This is a genomic window from Exiguobacterium sp. s124, assembly GCF_018617485.1.
GTDB lineage: Bacteria > Bacillota > Bacilli > Exiguobacteriales > Exiguobacteriaceae > Exiguobacterium > Exiguobacterium aestuarii.
This window is the reverse complement of record NZ_JACSKH010000001.1, coordinates 653,725-674,732: the sequence shown is the minus strand read 5'-3', so window position 1 is coordinate 674,732 and position 21,008 is coordinate 653,725. Positions and strand designations below refer to the sequence as shown.

Here is a 21,008-nt window from a genome sequence, read left to right as displayed (position 1 = left end):
ACATGATTGATTATACAAGAAGATTTTATATATTGTAAGGGTTTTCATTCACATTTTTGCCACAAAAAATGAGCCCCCATTCAGGAAGCTCATTTCCAATTAACGAAGTGCAGGTTCACCGACGTGACCGGCACCAACGACTTTCATTTCTGACTTCGTCTGACCTTCTTTTTCACTGACGACTTCCACCGTTTGGCGAAGTTTGAGCGGTTTGACAGACAGTACGTATTCTCCGTTCTCATTCGCGACCGTCTCAGCCAAGACGCGATTGCCATCGCGAAGCGTCACGTCTGCTCCAGGGGCTGTCATTCCCGTCACGCGTTTCGCACCCGGTTTGATCGTATCCACTGTGAGATTTAACACGAACTCTGGTGCTGTCGGCTCGAGACCGAGCGTATACGTCCGGAAGAGACGCCCGGCTGCGTCCGCACGTGTCACGTCTGTCGCTTCGATACCTTCGTAAAGGTTCAAGTACTGCTTGCCGGCATCTGCTGTCTCAAATGTCACAGAACGTTTCGCGTCCGCGACAATCTTCCAGTTGTTGTCGGCTTTATAGTCCAAGTTGCTGCCGCTCGACACGATATAGTCCGAGATGACGTTACGTGTCTCATACGCTGAACGATAGACGATGTTCTTCCCGCCACCGAGACCTGGGAATGAAGACGACCCTGCACGATAGTTGTTCGTCGCGACTAAGAACTCTTGGTCCATCGTGATCGGTTGCCCGTTATATTCAACGTTCTTCACACGGTTGGCGTTCTCGTTGACGAGCTTCCCGCCGACATCGAACTTCGCTGGTCCTGTAACGTCGATTTCATACGTCAAGCCGTCGAGGACGTCGAAGTTATAGCTACGGAACTGGAGGTTGAGGAGGTTTTCCCCATCCGCCTCGATTTGGTCATATGCCCCCGCTGACATCTCGAGCCAGTCCATGACGTCTTTCCCTGTCACTTTGACGACTTCGAGCGTGTTCGGATAGACATATAGGTCCGCCACGTTCTTCAAGGCGATTTGACCTTTCGGGATGTTCGTGTAATAGCTCGCGTCCGTCAACTCACGACCGCCCGCTTTGAACGGTGCCCCTGCCGACAAGAGTGGCAGACCTTTATACGGTGAAAGTTCCGGGTTCGTCTCGAGTTCTTTCTCGACGTACCATTTCTGTGCGTTCGTCACGAACTGGACCGATGCATCATCACGAACGAGCGCGAAGTAGCTTTGAATATCGTCTTGAATCTGTCCGACCGGCTGGTTGATGTAGTCGATTGTCGCCAAGTGGTCGTCTTCAATCAACGCTTGGATCGTCGGGTCGACCGCTGTATCAGCCGTCACCGTGTCGAGTGCGGCCGATGCGTCAAGAATCTGCCATTTGCCGTCGACGAGCTCGAGTTCGAAATCGATGACACCGAGGTCTTTCCCTTGGTTGTTCGCCATGACGACCGGTTTCCCGTTGATCGTCCCTTTTGTCATATCGACGTTCGGGAACGAGGCGAACATACCTTTCGCATCCGGGAAGCGACCGTGCTGGTGTCCCGTCATGACCATGTCGAGCCCGTCAATCTTCGTGAGCGCATACCCGACGTTCTCTTCGCTGTCGAGTTGTTCGTCCGCAAGTGCTGCACTTTCGCCAATGCCTGAGTGCGCGAGTGCGACGACGACGTCTGCTCCCTGGTCTTTCAATTTTTGAACCGATTCACGCGCCGATGGGATGATGTCCTCCGCCGTCACACGACCTTGTAGGTTCCCTGAATCCCATGACATGATTTTCGGCGGAACGACACCGAACACACCGACTTTGATTGTATGTGTTTCCCCGTCCAAGTCTGTGACCGTCCGTTCGATGATCTGGACCTCTTGTCCATCCACGTTGAACTTCGAGACGATCGGGTTGCCCTCTAAATCTTTGACGTTCGAGTTGACGAAACGGAGCTTCCCTTTCGATCCTTCCATCGCGTTGTACAAGAATTCGAGACCGAAGTTGAACTCGTGGTTCCCGAGCGTGACGGCGTCATAGTTGAGTGCTGCCATCGCCTTATACATCGGATGCTCGAACGCTTCATTTTTCCCAGCTTGAAGCTCACGGACGTAGTCGCCAAACGGTGTCCCTTGAATCGTATCGCCGTTATCGAACAAGAACGTGTTCGATTCCCCAGCGGCTGTACGATGTTCATTGATGAGTGTCGCGACTTTCGTCAACCCGATCGTATTGTCGACCTTGTCTTGGAAGTAGTCATAGTTCGTGATGTTCGTATGTAAGTCTGTCGTCTCTAAGAAACGGAGCTTGACGATATCCTCGTCGACTTCTGCCAAAACGTTTGGTGCCTGTAGCGGTAAAACGGTTGGTAATACGAGCGCGGTCGCGATCGACCATTTCATTGCACTTTTCATGTGATTGTCCCCTTTGTCTGGTTGATAAGTGTCTAACCATACTCAATATAACACCAGCCTCGTTGACCTTCTATTAAAATTTTGTATAAAAAAGACCTAATTTCCTTTACAGAAATTAGGTCTATCTTCCTGTTCAGGTTGTGTACGAACAGTGAATAATCCATATCTATAGATCTTCGAAGAGTTTCTCTATAAAAGACGAAAGCTCACTTCTACGCTTGGAGAAGTTGCGCCTCCATTATAATTTATCTCCATTTTCAAAAAGTCTTTGTAAAAATATTTTCAATTCACTATTTGAGACGGCGTGAGACCGTGTTACGATGAGAAAAACAGAACATTTGTTCGTAAAAAAGGAGTGGTGACGATGCGCAGACGAATCTTTTGTATCGACAGCGTCTCGTTCTATGCCAGTTGCGAGTGTGCCGCGCGCAACAAAAATCCTTACCATACGAAGCTCGTCGTCCTCTCGAATCTACAGGACAGCGGGGCACTCGTCCTTGCGGCGACCCCGAAGATGAAACAGCTCGGCATCAAGACCGGGTCGCGTCGTTTCCATATCGACCGCCTTCCGTGGCACGAACGTCGGGACGTTTTGTATGCCGAGGCGCGGATGAGTCATTATTTGAACGTCTCGATCCAAATTATCCACATCCTCCATCAGTTCGCCCCACCCGAAGCGATTCGCGTCTATTCGATTGACGAGACGCTCGTCGACATGACCGGGACGGAGCGGCTGTTCGGAAGTGACGAGCACGTCGCCCACCTCATGCGTGCGACGATTTTTCGCTATACGGGTATCCCCGTGACGATCGGCATCGGACCGAACAACGTCCTCGCCAAGCTCGTGCTCGACTTGCATGCGAAAAAGAAAGGGGTCGCCACCTGTCTCCTCCACGACGTCGAGCGACTGATTCATCCGGCTCCGATTGAAAAGATGTGGGGCGTCGGGACGAAGATGGCGTTCCACCTGCAGCGGCTCGGCATCTTCACGATCGGTGACCTCTCCCGTTATCCGCTCGACGTGTTGCATGAAAAATTTGGCGTCATCGGCGCCGAACTCTGGCATCACGCCTGGGGCATCGACGAGTCCCCCACCATCTTGCCGGCGAGTTCGTTGTTCGGGGCAAAACGGACGCGACCGAAGTCGATCGGACACGGAATCACCCTCATGAAAGATTACGCGACGTATTCCTCAATCCGGCTCGTCTTACAGGCGATTGCGGTCGAAGTCGGGATGCGGACCCGGCAAGCGGGACTCGTCGGCGGGACGATCCATCTCGGGGTGCGCTATACGCGGACAAGCGACCGGGGTGGGTTCAGTAAACAAAAGAAGCTCCCCCGCTTCACAGCGGACGAGCAAGAGTTTCTCCCAATCTTGTTGCAGCTATTTTTAGACGGCTGGGAAGAGACAGAGGCCGTCCGCTACGTCTCGGTCGCCCTCGGCAAACTCGAGCCACGGAGCGATCATGTCCAATTGTCATTCTTCGAAGACGAATGGGCGAAGGCGAAACGGCTCGACTTCCTCGATTTGATTGATGGTTTGAACGTCCGGTTCGGTCGCGGTACAATCCGACCGGCGTCGAGCCTACTAAAAGACAGTCCGCTCCGGACGCGCCAACGTTTAATTGGCGGACATAAACAAGGAGGCGATTCCTCATGAGCAAGACCCGCTATCGTGACCGGGGTGAGTTGAAATGGATCCCATTTCTCATGCCCGAGCACGTTGCCCTACTGAAACGTTATTATGCCCAAATTCAAAAGATCGAGTTGCCCGACTTGGACGAACAGCTCCTCTATCTTTGGCAGACCGAGCTCGAACGGGCCATCCGTGAAGGCGACCAGGTCGAGGTGACCTTGTTTGTGGACGGCCTGACAAAAAGCATGCGCGGCTATGTCCACGCCATCTATTATGCCGAGCGCGAAGTCGAACTGTTCGACGGTGAGGTACGACGCGTCCCGTTTGGCGATATCTTGTCCGTCCGTTAAGACGCCTCGATTGCCTCTTGGGTCGTCTCAAACGTCTCAATCCCGTCGAGTAGCCCATAGTGAGCAAGCGTCGCGCGGACCGATGGCGACAGATGCGCGAAGATGACATGCCGGTCGGCCGCTTTCAGTTCAGTGACAACACGCCGCAACTCCTCGACCGCGGTCACGTCGATGACCGGGCAGCGGTGGAAGTTGAAGATGAACACGTTCGGCTCCCGATGGATGTGATGGAGGACGTGCTCGAACAGCTCGACCGCACCGAAAAAGAGTGGTCCTTCGACACTGAAGACGATTTGGCCGTCTCGCGTGACGTACCGTTCTGTCCGTTCACGTACATCAATCGTATCGGCCATCCGCTTCGCAAAGAGCGCGAGCGCACAGATGACACCGACCTCGACGGCGACGACTAAATCGACGAATACCGTCAATAATAGCGTCACGAGGAGGACGAGCGACTCGGATGAACGATGACGCAACAACGCCATCACGTGATGGCGTTCGGACATGTTCCAGGCGACCCTCATCAAGATCGGGGCGAGTGCGGCGAGCGGCACATAACTCGCAAACGGGGCAAGAACGAGTACCGCAACGAGTACCGTAATGCCGTGGATAACACCGGCACGTCGGCTGACCGCACCCGCCTGAATGTTCGTCGCTGTCCGAGCGATGGCACCCGTCGACGGGATTCCACCGAAGAACGGCGTGATCACGTTCGCAAGACCCTGTCCGAACAGTTCCTTGTCCGGCTTCATCTTCGTCCCTGCCATCCCGTCGGCGACCGTTCCTGAAAGAAGTGACTCGAGCGCACCGAGGAAGGCGATGGCGAACGCAGATGGAAGGAGCATCGTGATTAGGTCTAGGTCGATCGCGAGCCAGTGGAATGTTGGCAGTCCACTCGGGATACCGCCGTAGGCACTTCCGATGGTCGCGACCTCACCCGGGATGAGGAGGCTGACGAACGTCGGGACGAGCATCGCCATGAGTAAGAGCGGTAAACGGAACGGCAGCTTCGGGACGAGCCAAAGCGTCAAGAAGCCAATCCCGGCAATGACAATCGGCCACATCGATGCGTCGGGCAACGCCTGACCGAGACGAAGCAGATTCTCGTGAAAGTGCGGTGCCTTCTCGAAGGTGACCCCGAACAACTCATCGAGTTGGTCGACGAAGATGACGACGGCGATTCCCGCTGTGAAGCCGATGGTGACGGCACGGGGCATGAAACGGATGAGCCGTCCGACTCGGAGCACGCTCATGAGGAGCAGTAACACACCGGCGAGGACGGTCGTGACGAGTAACCCTTCATACCCGTATGCGAGAACGACACCCGAGACGATCGGGATGAACGCCCCCGTCGGTCCGGCGATTTGGAACGTCGAACCCCCGAACAGGCTGACGAGTATCCCAGCGAAGATGGAGGTATAGAGCCCATATACCGGTGGGACCCCAGAGGCGATGGCGAATGCCATGGCGAGCGGGATGGCGACGACGCCGACCGTAATCCCGGCCGAGATGTCCTTTTGCCACATCTCACGTGTGGAGAGTGAGTCTTGCATCATACATTCCTTCTTTCCAATCAGTTCAAAAGCGAGTTTAGTGTACGCCTGGAAAGAGGGTTTGTAAACGGGTTGAGAAAAACGTTAACAGAATGTACAAAAGAAAAAGACGCACCTTTCGATGCGTCTCCCTTCAATTCGTCGGAGCCTCTACGACTTGATCGCCATCTTCCGCGTCTTTCGCCAACAACTTCACGTGACGACCGAACAGCCACATGACGACGAGATGGGCTTTCGCCTGTGTCTTCGTATAGAACCACCATGGGAGAGCCGGCACGAACTCATGGATGGCAACGAGTCCTTCATCCGATTCTGGTAAGCGTCTGAACTCGAGACGACCTGTCTTGTCCTCTTCACTCAATTTGACGAACTTGCCCCCATCAATCGCAAAAGATGCCATATCGTCTGTCGCTTCCTGTTCAAGCGATAGATGAAGCGCGACGAATGACGGATCGAGAAGCGCGATCTCCCAATCATCGTCTTCTTTTGTCGTCTGGATAAGCGGATACATGAAACGACCGAGCCATTCAAAGTACGTGTCCGCCATCCAAAGCGCCGACTTTTCTTCCGGCAGACCGAACCGCTGAATCGAGCGGACAGTATACGACTTCGGCTGCTTTTTCTTCTTATCGCCCGAGGATTGTTTTTCCTCTTCTTCAAGTGCATGTTCGACCGCCTGTTTGAACGGAATCTCACCTTGTCCGATGCCTTCAACCGTATCTTCTGCCACCATCGCATGACCCATGCTCTCAACGAGCGGATAGACGGTCGCCTTCGGTTCACCCGTGACCGCCATGACCCACAACCGCGACAGTTTGATTGTCGGGAATGGGAAGTCGATCAAGACGCGACGTTTGTCCATGACCTCCGCCGTCTGCTCGATCATCTTCCGATACGTCATCACTTCGGGACCCCCGATGTCGATATGCCGGTCGTAGAGCGACTCCGCACCAACGACCGAAATGAGCGCCTGAACGGCTTCACGGATATCAATCGGATGCGTCTCCGTCTTCGTCCACCTTGGCAAGATCATCGACGGCAACCGCTTGACGAGTTTCGCTAAAATCGGGAACGACGAACCTTCCGGACCGATAATGAGCCCCGCCCGAATCGTTGTCACCGGCACTCCTTGTCCGCCGAGAATACGTTCGACCTCGAGTCGACTCTTCAAGTGACGCGACAATGTCTTCTCTTGTTTTGGAATGATGCCGCTCAAATAGACGATTTGCTCGATATCGTTCGCCTTCGTCGCTCGGGCAAAGTTATCGGCGATGAGCGCATCCATGTCCTCGAACGTCGCCTGGGTCAATCCGCCGTCCGGAATCATCGAGTGGACCAAGAACATGGCGTAGTCCGCTCCCTCACATGCTTCTTTTGTTGCCTCATATGAAAATAAATCACAGGCACGCCACGTGATATGGGCCTCATCTTCTTTATTCTTCGTCGATCGCGACAACGCGATGATATCGTATTCTTCTTTTAGTTGCTCCATCACGTTCGAGCCGATATAGCCACTCGCCCCCGCAATAACAATCGTTTTCCGCATAATGGTCACTCCCCTAATTATTCGCATAGAGGTAATGTACCCTTCTTTTTAAAAAGATAAATCAGTCTAAGTATGTAAAGCCTGTCCGTTCGATTCGTAATAAAATGAGAATAATTAGAAAAAGGAGGGATATTCATGGGTTTCTGGTATTTTCTTTTGCTTGGATTGGGAATAATCCTCATCGTGCGAGGGATTGCAAGTAGCGCAAAACAAGGTGGACTGATTTTAGTCGGGCTTGTGATGGTCGGGGTATCCATATTTATGTTCCAAGATGGCAGCGCGGACTTGGTCGCGAATTGGTTGAATCAAATCACCGATCGATAGGTCACACTCTAGAGTAATAACGAGATCCATTTACACCTTTTTAACGTCTTCAATCTTGAATTGATATGGAAGGAGCTCGACAATGAAACAGTTCAAACGAGTAAGTGCCATGGCGTTATTCGCCTTGATTGGATTTGCTCTTTTCCATTATGCGACCGAGTCGAAGACGAGGTCCGCTGCATGGACGACAGAAGCTGCGACACACCACTTCAAAAATATCTTAGAAGCGCAGCGAGAAGCGATTGAAGCGCATACTCCTCTTGAAAATATCGAGCGAACGAAACTGTCACACGAAGATGACGTCGTCCGGCTCCTCCTCGGTCAACGAGATTGGGTCGAGCAATTCCACTATACGATTCAGGAGGTACAAGTGGATGAAAAAGGTGGTTTCTTATACGCAAACGCGTATGTGACAAGAAATCTTCAATTTGAGAGCGGTGTCACGACCGGGCTTGGTGACGAGATGACGATTCAATTGACGTCTCCGAATGAGACGATCGAAGAGGTGGAGCTCGACAATCATAGCGTGACACAATCAGGCCAACCCTTTTTCAAACGCTGGATCAGTCGAGTGTTTGACTGAACAAATCCCACTTTCCGATTGGAGAGTGGGATTACTGATAAAATGATAAATCTAAACCAGTACCGTCATCTAGAAGTTCTCTGTTATTAGCGGTATAGTCGACACGAATCTCAGCCTGACCTGATGTTCTTTGAATATAATGTTACTCATAGATACATTCCCCCTATGAATGAATGGATTCATTATATCTATTCGATTGCATACAAAAAAACCTGAATGCGCACTTTTTATCAAGTGTTTATCATTCAGGGTTCAGTTCATCGTTGGTTAAACTCATTTTATTTATTTTGGTGAATTTATTAGGAATGGCATCATATAAAAATAAATCACATCAGTGTTCCTCATTTTTCGTTGAGCGAGATAAAGCGATGAAGTCATATTCTTCATTTAAATGATTCTTGACGTTTAATCGAAATAGCTTCTCTCGTCTACGATCACGATGATTGATTTATAAAAATGAACAAAACTAAATAGCAACTGTCCTCCCCTAAATCAATTCGTCTAGTAACAAAAGTTCATAAGTATCTAGGGTTTTTGAAAGTTTCTCAAGATTCTTTGTTTTATTCAAACTGAATTCACCAATTTCAAGATTCATTATTTCTTGAAAGCTTCTTTCTAATTCTTTAATTGTTTCTATAGGGTAGCCTTTTTCAAATAGATATGTACCCATTTCAGAAAATATACCAGTCTCAAAAAAAGTTATAATATAATCAAAATTCAACTCCACTGCTTTTACTTTTTCTACATAAACATATTTAAATACTTCAAAATAAACGTTTAATAATTTTGGTATTCTATACTCAATTATTTTTTTTAATTTATCAAATGCTTTTTTATAACACTTATTATAATCTATCCATTCTAAAGCCGATTTTCCATCTTTCATTTTTTTTATTTCATAGCTTAATAAGCCTTTGAAACCTTTCATGGAATACGTTCCTGCTATTGCTGGATATAGATTTTTTTCATGTTCTTGTATAATTCCTACGTTATACATTTTTTCGAATATATCGTACAAAATACCATTCTCCAGAATTTTTTTTATTGAGCTATATCTTTCTTTCATAGCATTAATTTCAGAACTATCTAATTTCATCAGAGAGTCTGCCAGTTGTGCTTGACTCAATTTATCAATTAATCTGTTTTTCACAAAAATCTCTTCACTAAAATTAAAATTTAATAATTCAATTTCTCTATTAATCTTTCTATCGTAGTTATTACCCATCAAATCTTCTTTATCAGTATTATCAATATCTACACTATTCATTTCTCTTTCAGTAAACGTTACATAATCTAAAGTATCATGCGCATTACTTTGTAATCTATCATATGTATTTTTTTCCATAAAAAAAGTACGTCCAACAAAATGATGGTAATATCTCCCTGCTCTGCCTATTATATTTTTTATATCAAAAAACTTAAAAGGTTTCCCACCTTTGCTGTTCCCAAAAAAAATAATATTTTTTGCATTAGTGTTAACACCTTCTGTTATAGATGTAGTAGAAATAATTGTATCTATTATTCCCTTATTAAAAAAATTTAGAATTTCCGTTTGTATATATCTAGGTATAGATCCGTGGTGAACACCAACCCCTCTTTGGAGCATATCCGGGATAGACCATCTTACTTCAACATCATTATCGTAAAACCCATATCTGTAATTTAAGTGTTCTATGAAACTGTTATATCTGTTAGTCGTTCCAGACATTATAGTATTACTATAAATTGAATTAGCGATTTCAAGTATTTGATTTTGATTAGCACAAAAAACTATCGTCTGTCCTAGCTCGTGCTTATTAATATAATTTAAAAGTGTTACAGTTTTCTCAACTTTATTACCCTCTAATTGCAATTTATTCTTGTTTATATAAATATTTTTTTTCCACGTCTCATAGTATTCTTTTTTTACTAATTCATTGTGTACTTGAAATAATTCAATTTCATTTGTACGAACAAATTTTTTAAATCCTTCCCCTAAATTTTCTAAATCTATATATGGTCCAGCCAAATAATAAGATTCAACTTTTTTTGATAATAAATATAAAGCAATTCTAAATACTTTATCTCTATCCCTGTCCAATGATTGTGATTCATTTAAAGAATCATCTAATTTATATATCTCATCCATAAAGAAAAAATCTATTTCTATTTTAGGATATTCAGCCAATAGATTAAGAACTCTTTCTGGAGTTAGTATAAATATATTCCCTTTATCTCTAATAATCTGAGATTTACTATTAACTATTTTATAGTCAAGAGTATTCTCGAGACAGAAGGTCTCTATTTCATTAATATTTTCAATCAAAAGCGAAATCGTTGGAAAAATTAAGATCACATTATTGTATTTATATTTTAATATTAGTTCTTTTAATAGAAATGTTTTTCCAAAAGATGTTGGGGCACTTAAAAAAATTTTTTTACTATTCAAACTATCGAATTTATCCAAAAATGCTTTTTGATAATAATCTAGTAAAGAATTGCTTCCTGAAGTGTAATAAGATCGAATAAGTTCATTAGATAAATAGAACTCTTCAGAAATTCCTTCTTCTATTTTATTATTCTCATTTAAAAATTTTAACTCCCGAGCATCTAAATTATTCATTCTGTTATATCCAAAAATCCTCATTTTATTGGCTGCAATATATAATAAATCTCTTAAAAATTTATCATTACTTAACTTTTCATTTTCTGAGATTTCACATATAATATTTTTTAATTCTTCAAATTTTTCAAATGATTCTTCTTCATAGTTATTGATAGCTCTTATCAATTCTAGCTTAGCACTCACTATCCATACCCTCCCTCAAATTTTGAATGTTACTAATCGGGAAAATAATAAAAGAAATATTAAAATTAATTCCATCGTGCGAATAATCTTTAGAGTTTAAAATTTCAATGACAGATTTTATTTCTTCCTCTATTTTGTTTATCTCATTAGACGTATATGAAACATCAGAATCATATGCAATTAAACATGGTATTGATAAAATTATATTGTTGGCAGTTAAATATGCATTTAAATTATCTTTTTTTATCTGTGGATCGTTTCCTTCCATTTCAAAAAATAAATTATTCAATCCTTCTAACAATTCTTTTACAGAATCCTCTAATGAATCAACTTTATCAGCTATAAAACATAGCTCGTCATATGTATATAAAAATCCGACTTTTTCTAAGTCCTTTTTTATACTGTCTACACAATATCTTTTTTGCCCTAGTTTAGCTTGACCTAACAACATATAAGATTTACCATACTCATCAATAAGAACATGTACGGAATCAAAACCTTTTATCTCATTGTTATCAGATCTTTGCCTATGTATAGTTCTTATACATCCTTTATAAATATTTGGATACAATAAGTTTAAAATTAAATCTAATAAAACTTCACTATATAACCCATTTTGAGCTCCACTTCTATCAGGAAGTCTATTTTTTTTTGTCCACTGAACCAATTTTTCTAAATTTTGCATCTGCCCTAAATTATATTTTTTTATAATTTCTCTCTCAGAGTAACTTGAAAATATTATATGTTTTCTTAAAATAACCCCTATCTCAAATGGTGTTTCATCCTCAAAGCTATGATAATGCGGATGAATTTCATATTTTTCTTCACTTGAATGACTATAAGAAAAAATCAATACATCTTTAACTAAATTTCCTATCATATCGTTAAATAAAGAAGAAAATGTAATAATTTCATTCACCTACTCTCAATTGGCTTTTAACTCCCTTAATTTTAACATATATAGAATTAAATTAATTTAATGATGCTATTTTTAACAAATTTTATCATTGTAAATTATACTATTAATTTTTCGACAGACTAATTAAATTCATTATTTTAAAATTTTTATGTTGTGATAGAATTCACAATTATAAATGCAAATTAATCGATATAAGCATGAATCAAACTAAATACGTTTGTTAAAAGAAGAAATAAAAAATCACCTATGCATTAAAATATGCACGGTGACCCTATTTTGAGTTCAATTTATTCAACACTATATTTGAAAGCCATTAAAACTCATTATCCTTCGTCAGATCACTTCTTCTCTTGTCGCTTCTGCAAATACGCTTCACGAAGCTGGTTCAATCGTTCCTTCTTGTTCGAGACAGTCGGCTTTTTCCCGTCTTGGTACTTCGCCGCAGCTACTTTGCTTCTCGTGTCTAATTGATATTTCCCCATGCGTTTCACCTTCCTTTCTTCATGGCTGATCCTCAATCAAAAGCAAAGACCCTCTAATCTCAATGAAATTAGAAGGTCTTCATGAAAATCATTGATCGCAGTCGTTACAGACTGCTTCAAAATGGAGACGGCGGGAGTCGAACCCGCGTCCGAAGGCATCGTAACGTATGCTTCTACGTGTGTAGTTTATCTATTGAATCTCGATGTGACACTGCCGATAAACAGGCGTTGTCGCATCCAGTCTGTTTCATCTCTTCTTCGCGCCCTCAGACGGCGAGGTTGAAGCGTAGCTTGCTTAGTTTGAGACCCTGAAAGTCATCCACACAAGCGATGGATGTCAGGATCCGCAGGGCACTTAGGCTGCTGCGAGTTGTGTGTTAGTTTTGCCAGTTATAGGCGTTTGCGTTTTAACGAGGCCGACCCCTCGACACGCCACATACGACCGACCTACCCCCGTCGAATCCATAACGTCCCCGGGGTGGTAATTGGTACTCTATTTAATATACCACAATTAGGATTCGTTGTCAGTATTTTTGCCGATCGCGCATCGCACGGTCGACGTCACGCTTCGCGTCTTTCTTCTTCAAGTCCTCACGTTTGTCGTACTTCTTCTTCCCTTTTCCGACACCGAGCAGGCACTTGGCAAACCCGTTCTTGATATACACTTTGAGCGGGATGATCGTGTAGCCGTCACGCCCTGACGCCCCGATGAGCTGATTGATTTGCTTCTTATGCAACAATAGCTTTCGGACGCGGAGTGGTTCATGGTTGAAGCGGTTCCCCTGGTCGAACGGGCTGATATGACAGTTGTGAAGCGTCGCCTCGCCCCCGTCGAATCGGACGTACGCATCCGCGATGTTAATCTTCGATTGACGGACCGACTTGATCTCCGTCCCTGTGAGCACCATGCCCGCCTCAATCGTATCCTCGATCGCGTAATCGAAGGACGCCTTGCGGTTTTGGGCGAGTGCGTTCGAATCTTTCTTCTTGGCCATACACATTCAGTCCTTTATCTACAAGATACGGAGGAAGGGACGAGCCCTTCCCCGTCAGCGACGTTTCTTCGCTCCTCGTTTGGCGTCGCCTTTTCGTTTGTGCTTGTCTTTCTTCTTCAGGTCGAGTGCCGAACGTCCTTGGGAAGACTTCTCCCCTTCTCGTTTCGGTTTCTCGCCTGGTTTACCCGGTTTCCCAGGTCTTCCTGGTTTGCCGCGCTTCTTCTTGTCGTCCCGACCGCGACCGCCACGACGGTCTTTCTCGTCCTTCTTCGGACGACCGCCTTTCGCTTTGATCGTTGTCGGTTGGCGACGTGTCGATGGTTCCCGTTTCGGCATGCCGACGACCGTGAAGTCGATTGTCCGCTCGTCTAGGTTGACGGCGTCGACTTTGACACGGACGGCGTCTCCGATACGGAACTGACGTTTCGTCCGCTCCCCGAGTAACATGAGTTGTGATTCGTCGAAATGGTAGTAGTCATCCATCGACTGGAGACGAACGAGCCCTTCAATCGTATTCGGGAGCTCGATGAACATCCCGAAGTTCGTGACGCCGGCGACGACACCATCGAACTCTTCACCGAGATGGGCTTCCATATATTCGGCTTTCTTGAGCGCCTGTGTCTCACGCTCTGCGTCGACCGAGCGACGTTCCCGTTTCGATGCCTGTTCGGCGATCGCCCCGAGACGGTCCTCGTACTTCGCAATCGTCTGCTCCGACAAGTCGTTGTTGAAGACGTACGTCCGCATGAGACGGTGGACGATCAAGTCCGGGTAACGACGGATCGGTGACGTGAAGTGCGTATAGAAGTCCGTTGCGAGTCCGAAGTGACCGAGCGAGACGTCGTCATACTTCGCCTGTTGCATCGAACGAAGCATGATCGTGCTGATGACCGGCTCTTCTGGTTCCCCGTCAATCGCCTTCAAGATCTTTTGAAGCGTCTTCGGTTCGACCGTCTGTCCTTTGATGCGTTCGATATGAACGCCAAAGTTTGCGACGAAGTCGAAGAAGAAGTCGAGCTTGTCCGGTTTCGGATTGTCGTGGACACGATAGATGAACGGGACGTCCATTTTGTGGAAATGTTCCGCGACCGTCTCGTTGGCCGCGAGCATGAACTCCTCGATCAACTTCTCGGCGACCGAACGTGGACGAAGCACGATATCCGCCGGCTTCCCTTCCTCGTTGACGACGACTTTCGCCTCAGCGAAATCGAAGTTAATCGCACCGCGCGAGTTACGGCGTTTCCGAAGCACTTCCGCGAGCTCGGCCATGAGGTCGAACTCACCGATGAACGGCTCGTACTTTTTCAACGTCTCTTCGTCATCGCGCTCGATGATTTCACGGACGTTCGTATACGTCATTCGTTCCGTCGTCTTGATGACACTCGGGAACAGGTCGTGGCTGACGACCTTCCCGTTTTGCGGGGAAATCTCCATGACACAGCTGAGCGTCAAGCGGTTGACGTGCGGATTGAGGGAACAAATTCCGTTCGAGAGTCGGTGCGGCAGCATCGGAATGACGCGGTCGACGAGATATACACTCGTCCCACGCTCGAGCGCCTCGACGTCGAGCGGCGAGCCCTCTTTCACGTAATGCGAGACGTCGGCGATATGGACACCGAGCTCGTAGTTCCCGTTATCGAGTTTTTTGACGTGGACGGCATCATCCAAGTCTTTCGCATCTTCGCCGTCGATCGTGAAGATCGTCTCGTCACGAAGGTCGACACGACCGATGAAGTCTTTCTCATCCGCCTCGTCCGGTACGGCGTTCGCCTGAGCAATCACGTCTTCCGGGAACTCCGTCGGAATACCGTGCTTATAGACGATCGATAAGATGTCGACGCCTGGGTCATTCTTATGCCCGATGATGCGGACGACGTCACAGGCACCAGCGAAGCGTCCGTCCGGATACTTCGTGATGCGCACGACGACTTTATGTCCGTCGACGGCACCGAGTGATTTGTCCGGGTTGACGACCGGCCAGAAGTTGATGCGTTTGTCATCCGGCTCGATGAAGGCGAACTGGTCGAGTCGACCGCTCGGGAGCGTATATGTCCCGACGAACTCCGAGAGTCCGCGCTTCAATACTTTCAATAGGATTCCTTCTGTCTTGCCACGGTTGTCCTCACGTTTTTTGACGAGGATTGTATCGCCATGGTAGACGTCCTTCAGTTGGTCGGGCGGCAAGAACACGTCTTCCGCTTCCCCTTCGACCGACAAGAAGCCGAACCCGCGCTGGTGAATCGAGATGATCCCCGCGACTTGGCCGAGCGAGGCGAGCGTCCCGTAACGGTTCGTCCGCGTCCGGCCGATGGCACCCTCTTCTTCGAGGGCATTCAATGTGCGGATGAGTTCTTTGAAGTCATCCGTCGACGCGAGCTGTAGTCGCTCGGTCAGTTGATCGACAGAGAGCGGTTTCTCGCTCGCCTGTAAGATCTCTAGTAATTGGTCACGTAAATTCAACGTGACACCTCCTTCTTAGACTGACCAGTCTAACGTTTCGAGAAAATCGAGCACGTCCTGGTGCAGTTTCTCTTTTTCTTTGTCGAGCGTGATCACATGTCCCGAGTTCTCATACATGAGCAACTCTTTTTGGAACGTGTTGACCGCCTCGTAAATCTGATTCGCCGATTCCGGGTCGATCATGTTGTCTTTGGCGCCTTGGACGACGAGTGTCGGGACGAAGATGTCCTCGAGCTTCGACGCCGTGTCGCGGACGAAGGCACGGAGGTCTTTTAGCGTTGGCATCGGTTTGAACTCTGCCATCTCCTGCTCGATCTGTTCCGGCGACTTTTCTTCTCTACCCTTATATTCTCGGGCATATGCCTGGACTCCTTTGTACAAGCGGTCCTCGGCATCGATTCCAGTCGGCGCGCACATCGGGATGACCGCCTTGACGTCTTTCTCCTCGGCGAGACGGAGCGACATCACGCCACCTAGCGATAGTCCGCAGACGACGATCTCCTCATGGCCTTTGTCGACGAGTGTCTGGTAGGCGTTCAAGACGTCTTCCCACCAGTCTTCTGGTCCATATTGGAGTAACTCTTCCGGTGGGACGGCATGACCACGATAGATCGGTCCCATACATGTGTATCCTTCTTTTTGAAGGAAGCGACCGAGCATGCGGACATCCGCGCTCGATCCAGTGAAGCCATGTAACATCAACACGGCACGTTTTCCGCCCTCGAAGAAGAACGGTTTTGGTGCTGTCACTTTCATTTTATCTGTCATCTCCTCGTATCTACATTATTCCCAAAAAATAAATCGAAAAAACAAAAGCTGACCGCCTCACGTGAAAATCGAGAACGATCAGCCTTATCATCATAATGATGCGACTAGTAATCCTAAAATGAAAAACAAAGTGCCTAGTACAGCTGCAGTTCGGTTCAAAACAGCATCGAAGCCGCGCGCTTTCTGGCGTCCGAACAACTGCTCCGCGCCACCTGCAATCGCTCCAAGACCTTGCGACCGACCTGACATGAGCAGTACGACGACAATCAATAAGACAGCCACGACAAGTAGGCTGATTGTAGCGATCGTTTGCATAGTAGTCAGTTCCTCCTTCTATTTACACGCCTTTTATTATATAGAAGTTATCGTCAAAACACCAGCATTCAAATTATCGGGACGGGTAGCTGAACCCTTCCCCGATGACTTCCTTCACTTGGTGGATGACGACGAAGGCACGGTCGTCCGTCACTTGGACGATTTTTTTGAGTGGCGCGATCTGACGTTTGTCGACGATCATATACAACATGTTCTTATCTTGCTTCGTATAGTAGCCATGTCCATGGATGATCGTTGCCGAGCGGCCGAGCGTTTCTGTCAAGACGACGGCGAGCTCTTCTTGCTTGTCGCTGATGATCGTGACGGCCTTGCGGATATTGAGTCCTTCCGCTACGAGGTCGATGACCCACGAACCGATGATGATGGCGATGAGCGTATAGAGGACGACCTGCTCCCCTAAGAAGAAGCCAGATGTCGCGACGACGATCGCATCGATGATGAACATCGAGACGGCGACGCTCAAATGGAGATAGCGCTCCATGAGCCGGGCGATGATGACGCCCCCACCGGTCGTCCCACCGACACGGAGCACCATGCCGATCCCGACCCCGATCATAATCCCGGCGTAGACGGCCGCGAGAAGTTTGTCCTCGGCAGGGCTGCCCCAGTCGTGCGTCAGACTAAGGAAGAATGACGTTGCGACCACGGCGATGACCGAATAGACCATTGTCCGACGGTCGAGCAGTTTATAGCCGACGATAAAGAGAATCCCGTTACCGATGATCGACGTGAGCCCGAGGTCCCAGCCGAACACGTAGTACAGGATGATCGTGACCCCGAGCAGGCCACCTTCCGAGAAATCGTTCGGTACGGTGAAGTAGTTGACCCCGAACGAGAGAATGAACGAGCCCGCGATGATCCAGGCGATGTCCTTCACCGAGATGGTTTGTAGCTTGCGCCATACTTGTTGGCGTAAGAGATGTTGCTGTTGACGTTTCATAAATGTCCTCCCTCCATATAAAAAAGACCGCGGCCAAAGCCGCAGTCTTAAGATTGTACTGGCTTTGGCGCACCGTCTTTCATAATCGGCAACTTGCGCTCCGCAGCATTCGCGTAGACGTTCAAGAGTGCCTCTTTTTCCAAATCCCAGTTATATTTCTCACGCGCGGTCTTCATGTTCGCTTAGAGACGCGCATTGTATTTGGTCTGCCGGAACAGACGTCATTTGTTTTTATTCATCGTATAGTAAGGTAACGCTTCGAGAGGTACTTTGTCAATCATTTTGATGCGGTCATACGTATCGTCTGTGCCCAGCACCTCGACCGCCTCATCGTTTTACTGCTCATCAAACTCGTTCACGAGACGTCTCAACAAGGCACGGACGTCATCTTTTAAGTCCGGGTCGCTGAGCGCGTGACAGATGGTCGTCTCGACGAATCCGATTGGTTCTCCTACGTCATAACGGCGACCCTCAAACTCGTAAGCATAAACAGTCTGCTCATCATTCAAGCGAGCAATCGCATCCGTTAATTGAATTTCTCCTCCGGCACCGGCTTCCTGGTCGGACAACGCTTCAAAGACATCCGGTGTCAAAATATAGCGTCCGAGGATGGCAAAGTTCGACGGGGCCTCCCCGACCGGCGGTTTTTCGACAAACGTTCGCACCGGAATGAGCTTCCCTTCGACAGCGAGCGGGTCGATGATCCCATATCGGTTCGTCATCTCATGCGGAACACGTTGCACCCCAATGATGGAACGCTCGTGCGCCTCGTATTGGTCGATTAGCTGCTTCGTCGTCGGGACATCCGATTCGATGATATCGTCTCCGAGTAAGACAGCGAACGGTTCGTCCCCGATGAATTTCCGAGCACACCAAATCGCATGACCGAGGCCTTTTGGCTCTTGTTGGCGTATGTAGTGAATGTTCGCCAAGTTCGAGGAGTGACGGACAGATTCGAGCAAGCGCGTCTTCCCTTTTGACTCCAGATTCTGTTCCAACTCGAGGGCACGGTCGAAATGATCTTCAATGGCCCGCTTATTTTTACCGGTGACGATGATGATGTCCTCGATGCCCGAGGCAACGGCCTCCTCGACGATGAATTGAATCGTCGGCTTGTTGACGATCGGCAACATCTCTTTCGGCATGGCTTTTGTGGCGGGCAGGAAGCGGGTGCCGAGACCGGCGGCTGGAATGATGGCTTTACGTACTCGTGTCATAAGCGTTGGCTCCTTTACTCGTTATGTAGAGAGTATACCCAAAATTTGTGTGTTTTGACACAAAATAGAGACCATGACAATATCGTCATGACCAATCGTCGTCGCGCTTCGATTTTAAATAATACCATACCCCAAATGCAATCAGACCGATGACGAGAAGAACCCCTAGCATCATCATGAGAAACTCCTCCCCATTCATGCTTCACTAATTCTATTCCCTGCATACACCGTTTCAGAACCACTTCTGTCCATGCTGAAGTCGAGGGTAATTTCATTGAATGTGAGGGGCGACTACTTGGACGTTGGGAGAGTGATGCAAGGATGACGCTGTAAAGCGTTCACGCCCGTCGATTGAATGGATATTCCACAAAAAAACAGGCCCGCCATTCGGCGAGCCTGAAAACAATCAATTATTTTTTAAGGTTGTAGAACGACTTGATGCCGTCGTATTTCGCTACATCGCCGAGCATGTCTTCGATGCGGAGAAGTTGGTTGTATTTCGCGATACGGTCTGTACGTGAAAGTGAACCAGTTTTGATTTGTCCAGCGTTTGTCGCAACAGCGATGTCCGCGATTGTCGCGTCTTCTGTTTCACCAGAACGGTGTGAGACAACTGCTGTGTAACCAGCTTTTTTAGCCATTTCGATCGCGTCGAATGTTTCTGTGAGCGTACCGATTTGGTTAACTTTGATGAGGATCGAGTTCGCAATTCCTTTTTCGATACCTTCAGCAAGTTTAGATGTGTTCGTTACGAAGAGGTCATCCCCAACGAGTTGAACTTTGTGTCCGATTTTGTCTGTGAGAAGCTTGTGGCCATCCCAGTCGTTTTCGTCACAACCATCTTCGATTGAGAGGATTGGGTACTTGTCAACGAGCTCAGCGTAGAAGTCTACAAGCTCAGCAGTTGTGAGTGACTTACCTTCGCCAGCGAGTTCGTATTTACCAGTTGATTTGTCGTAGAACTCAGAAGATGCAACGTCCATTGCGAGGTAGACGTCTTCACCTGGTTTGTAACCAGCTTTTTCGATCGCTTCAAGGATAACTGTGATCGCTTCTTCGTTAGACTTCAAGTTTGGTGCGAAACCACCTTCGTCACCGACTGCTGTGTTAAGACCCATACCAGAAAGAACTGATTTGAGGGCGTGGAATACTTCAGCACCCATACGGAGCGCTTCACGGAATGTTGGCGCGCCAACAGGCATGATCATGAACTCTTGGAAGTCCACGTTGTTGTCCGCGTGCGAACCACCGTTGATGATGTTCATCATTGGTGTTGGAAGTGTCTTCGCGTTGAATCCACCGAGGTATGTGTAAAGTGGGAGACCGAGCTCATCTGCTGCTGCGTGAGCGGCTGCCATTGACACACCGAGGATTGCGTTAGCACCAAGTTTAGCTTTGTTTGGCGTACCGTCGAGTTCGATCATTTTCGCATCAATTGCGTTTTGGTCGAAGACATCGTAGCCGATGAGTTCTGGTGCGATTGTGTCGTTCACGTTCGCAACTGCTTTCAAGACACCTTTACCGAGGTAACGTGACTTGTCGCCATCGCGAAGCTCAACTGCTTCGTGCTCACCTGTTGATGCGCCTGATGGGACGAGGGCACGGCCGAAACCGCCGTCTTCTGTGAAGACTTCTACTTCTACTGATGGGTTACCGCGTGAATCTAAAATCTCGCGTGCGTAAATTTCTGTAATCATTGACATGAAAAATCGCTCCTTTTCGTTTG

Annotated in this window: 18 protein-coding genes and 1 other RNA gene; 4 read left to right on the top strand and 15 right to left on the bottom strand. The window is 47.6% G+C overall.

The annotated features are described in order from the left end of the window. Positions 1-99: 99 nt before the first annotated feature. The gene (locus tag KNO85_RS03520) at positions 100-2,385 is read right to left on the bottom strand and encodes a bifunctional 2',3'-cyclic-nucleotide 2'-phosphodiesterase/3'-nucleotidase (protein WP_251130574.1); all 2,286 of its coding nucleotides are present in this window, start codon (positions 2,383-2,385) and stop codon (positions 100-102) included. Positions 2,386-2,749: 364 nt separating this feature from the next. Here KNO85_RS03520 and KNO85_RS03515 point away from each other — a divergent pair, with 364 nt between their 5' ends. Together KNO85_RS03515 and KNO85_RS03510 are read left to right on the top strand one after the other, a co-directional pair. Continuing rightward, on the top strand, positions 2,750-4,045 hold the full coding sequence (locus KNO85_RS03515; RefSeq protein WP_214786989.1) for a Y-family DNA polymerase: 1,296 nt from the start codon (positions 2,750-2,752) through the stop codon (positions 4,043-4,045). Next, positions 4,042-4,371, top strand: coding sequence for a YolD-like family protein (locus KNO85_RS03510; RefSeq protein WP_214746123.1), 330 nt, complete (start codon positions 4,042-4,044; stop codon positions 4,369-4,371). The genes KNO85_RS03515 and KNO85_RS03510 overlap by 4 nt, the downstream gene beginning before the upstream one ends. Here the strand turns inward: KNO85_RS03510 and KNO85_RS03505 are convergent. Together KNO85_RS03505 and KNO85_RS03500 are read right to left on the bottom strand one after the other, a co-directional pair. Then, a complete protein-coding gene (locus tag KNO85_RS03505; RefSeq protein ID WP_251130572.1) occupies positions 4,368-5,924 on the bottom strand; it encodes a SulP family inorganic anion transporter in 1,557 nt (518 codons plus the stop codon). The genes KNO85_RS03510 and KNO85_RS03505 overlap by 4 nt on opposite strands. A gap of 133 nt (positions 5,925-6,057) precedes the next feature. Continuing rightward, entirely contained in the window at positions 6,058-7,470 is a 1,413-nt protein-coding gene (locus KNO85_RS03500) for an NAD-dependent epimerase/dehydratase family protein (RefSeq protein WP_214786985.1), read from the bottom strand. Between the two features lie 135 nt (positions 7,471-7,605). Between KNO85_RS03500 and KNO85_RS03495 the strand changes: the two genes are divergently transcribed. Both KNO85_RS03495 and KNO85_RS03490 read left to right on the top strand, forming a co-directional pair. Further along, positions 7,606-7,794 (top strand): hypothetical protein, encoded by a 189-nt coding sequence (locus KNO85_RS03495; protein WP_214786983.1) that lies wholly within the window; start codon positions 7,606-7,608, stop codon positions 7,792-7,794. Between the two features lie 82 nt (positions 7,795-7,876). Next, the gene (locus tag KNO85_RS03490) at positions 7,877-8,377 is read left to right on the top strand and encodes a hypothetical protein (protein ID WP_214786981.1); all 501 of its coding nucleotides are present in this window, start codon (positions 7,877-7,879) and stop codon (positions 8,375-8,377) included. Positions 8,378-8,864: 487 nt separating this feature from the next. Here KNO85_RS03490 and KNO85_RS03485 read toward each other — a convergent pair whose 3' ends face one another. The 12 genes from KNO85_RS03485 to eno form a co-directional block, all read right to left on the bottom strand. Further along, positions 8,865-11,165 (bottom strand): helicase-related protein, encoded by a 2,301-nt coding sequence (locus KNO85_RS03485; protein ID WP_214786978.1) that lies wholly within the window; start codon positions 11,163-11,165, stop codon positions 8,865-8,867. Continuing rightward, positions 11,155-12,084: a Hachiman antiphage defense system protein HamA gene (locus tag KNO85_RS03480; RefSeq protein WP_214786976.1), complete on the bottom strand. Its 930-nt coding sequence runs from the start codon at positions 12,082-12,084 to the stop codon at positions 11,155-11,157. The genes KNO85_RS03485 and KNO85_RS03480 overlap by 11 nt, the downstream gene beginning before the upstream one ends. 338 nt (positions 12,085-12,422) lie before the next feature. Continuing rightward, positions 12,423-12,566, bottom strand: a complete 144-nt coding sequence (locus KNO85_RS03475; RefSeq protein ID WP_214786974.1) for an alcohol dehydrogenase — start codon at positions 12,564-12,566, stop codon at positions 12,423-12,425. Between the two features lie 119 nt (positions 12,567-12,685). After that, positions 12,686-13,041, bottom strand: a transfer-messenger RNA (tmRNA) gene (gene ssrA, locus KNO85_RS03470). Between the two features lie 49 nt (positions 13,042-13,090). Next, positions 13,091-13,561: an SsrA-binding protein SmpB gene (gene smpB, locus KNO85_RS03465; RefSeq protein ID WP_214693541.1), complete on the bottom strand. Its 471-nt coding sequence runs from the start codon at positions 13,559-13,561 to the stop codon at positions 13,091-13,093. A 54-nt stretch (positions 13,562-13,615) separates the two neighbouring features. Next, on the bottom strand, positions 13,616-16,021 hold the full coding sequence (rnr, locus tag KNO85_RS03460) for a ribonuclease R (protein WP_214786972.1): 2,406 nt from the start codon (positions 16,019-16,021) through the stop codon (positions 13,616-13,618). 15 nt (positions 16,022-16,036) lie between these two features. Beyond that, complete coding sequence (locus tag KNO85_RS03455; protein WP_214786970.1) at positions 16,037-16,777, bottom strand: alpha/beta hydrolase; 741 nt, start codon at positions 16,775-16,777, stop codon at positions 16,037-16,039. A gap of 102 nt (positions 16,778-16,879) precedes the next feature. Further along, positions 16,880-17,104 carry a preprotein translocase subunit SecG gene (gene secG, locus KNO85_RS03450; protein ID WP_012726902.1) on the bottom strand — a complete coding sequence of 75 codons (225 nt, stop codon included), beginning with the start codon at positions 17,102-17,104 and terminating at the stop codon, positions 16,880-16,882. Positions 17,105-17,177: 73 nt separating this feature from the next. Next, on the bottom strand, positions 17,178-18,065 hold the full coding sequence (locus tag KNO85_RS03445) for a YitT family protein (protein WP_083600113.1): 888 nt from the start codon (positions 18,063-18,065) through the stop codon (positions 17,178-17,180). A gap of 47 nt (positions 18,066-18,112) precedes the next feature. Continuing rightward, positions 18,113-18,241, bottom strand: a complete 129-nt coding sequence (locus KNO85_RS14945) for a hypothetical protein (protein WP_260569889.1) — start codon at positions 18,239-18,241, stop codon at positions 18,113-18,115. 159 nt (positions 18,242-18,400) lie between these two features. Next, on the bottom strand, positions 18,401-19,282 hold the full coding sequence (gene galU, locus KNO85_RS03435) for a UTP--glucose-1-phosphate uridylyltransferase GalU (RefSeq protein WP_214786967.1): 882 nt from the start codon (positions 19,280-19,282) through the stop codon (positions 18,401-18,403). A gap of 410 nt (positions 19,283-19,692) precedes the next feature. Further along, positions 19,693-20,985: a phosphopyruvate hydratase gene (gene eno / locus KNO85_RS03430; protein ID WP_012726908.1), complete on the bottom strand. Its 1,293-nt coding sequence runs from the start codon at positions 20,983-20,985 to the stop codon at positions 19,693-19,695. Positions 20,986-21,008 lie beyond the last annotated feature (23 nt).

Coding starts and splice junctions, on each gene's coding strand:
- KNO85_RS03515 (WP_214786989.1), top strand. CDS start 2,750: ATGCGCAGACGAATCTTTTGTATCGACAGCGTCTCGTTCTATGCCAGT.
- KNO85_RS03505 (WP_251130572.1), bottom strand. CDS start 5,924: ATGCAAGACTCACTCTCCACACGTGAGATGTGGCAAAAGGACATCTCG.
- KNO85_RS03455 (WP_214786970.1), bottom strand. CDS start 16,777: ATGAAAGTGACAGCACCAAAACCGTTCTTCTTCGAGGGCGGAAAACGT.
- KNO85_RS03490 (WP_214786981.1), top strand. CDS start 7,877: ATGAAACAGTTCAAACGAGTAAGTGCCATGGCGTTATTCGCCTTGATT.
- KNO85_RS03475 (WP_214786974.1), bottom strand. CDS start 12,566: ATGGGGAAATATCAATTAGACACGAGAAGCAAAGTAGCTGCGGCGAAG.
- secG (WP_012726902.1), bottom strand. CDS start 17,104: ATGCAAACGATCGCTACAATCAGCCTACTTGTCGTGGCTGTCTTATTG.
- KNO85_RS03500 (WP_214786985.1), bottom strand. CDS start 7,470: ATGCGGAAAACGATTGTTATTGCGGGGGCGAGTGGCTATATCGGCTCG.
- KNO85_RS03510 (WP_214746123.1), top strand. CDS start 4,042: ATGAGCAAGACCCGCTATCGTGACCGGGGTGAGTTGAAATGGATCCCA.
- eno (WP_012726908.1), bottom strand. CDS start 20,985: ATGTCAATGATTACAGAAATTTACGCACGCGAGATTTTAGATTCACGC.
- KNO85_RS03495 (WP_214786983.1), top strand. CDS start 7,606: ATGGGTTTCTGGTATTTTCTTTTGCTTGGATTGGGAATAATCCTCATC.
- galU (WP_214786967.1), bottom strand. CDS start 19,282: ATGACACGAGTACGTAAAGCCATCATTCCAGCCGCCGGTCTCGGCACC.
- smpB (WP_214693541.1), bottom strand. CDS start 13,561: ATGGCCAAGAAGAAAGATTCGAACGCACTCGCCCAAAACCGCAAGGCG.
- KNO85_RS03445 (WP_083600113.1), bottom strand. CDS start 18,065: ATGAAACGTCAACAGCAACATCTCTTACGCCAACAAGTATGGCGCAAG.
- KNO85_RS14945 (WP_260569889.1), bottom strand. CDS start 18,241: ATGAAGACCGCGCGTGAGAAATATAACTGGGATTTGGAAAAAGAGGCA.
- KNO85_RS03520 (WP_251130574.1), bottom strand. CDS start 2,385: ATGAAAAGTGCAATGAAATGGTCGATCGCGACCGCGCTCGTATTACCA.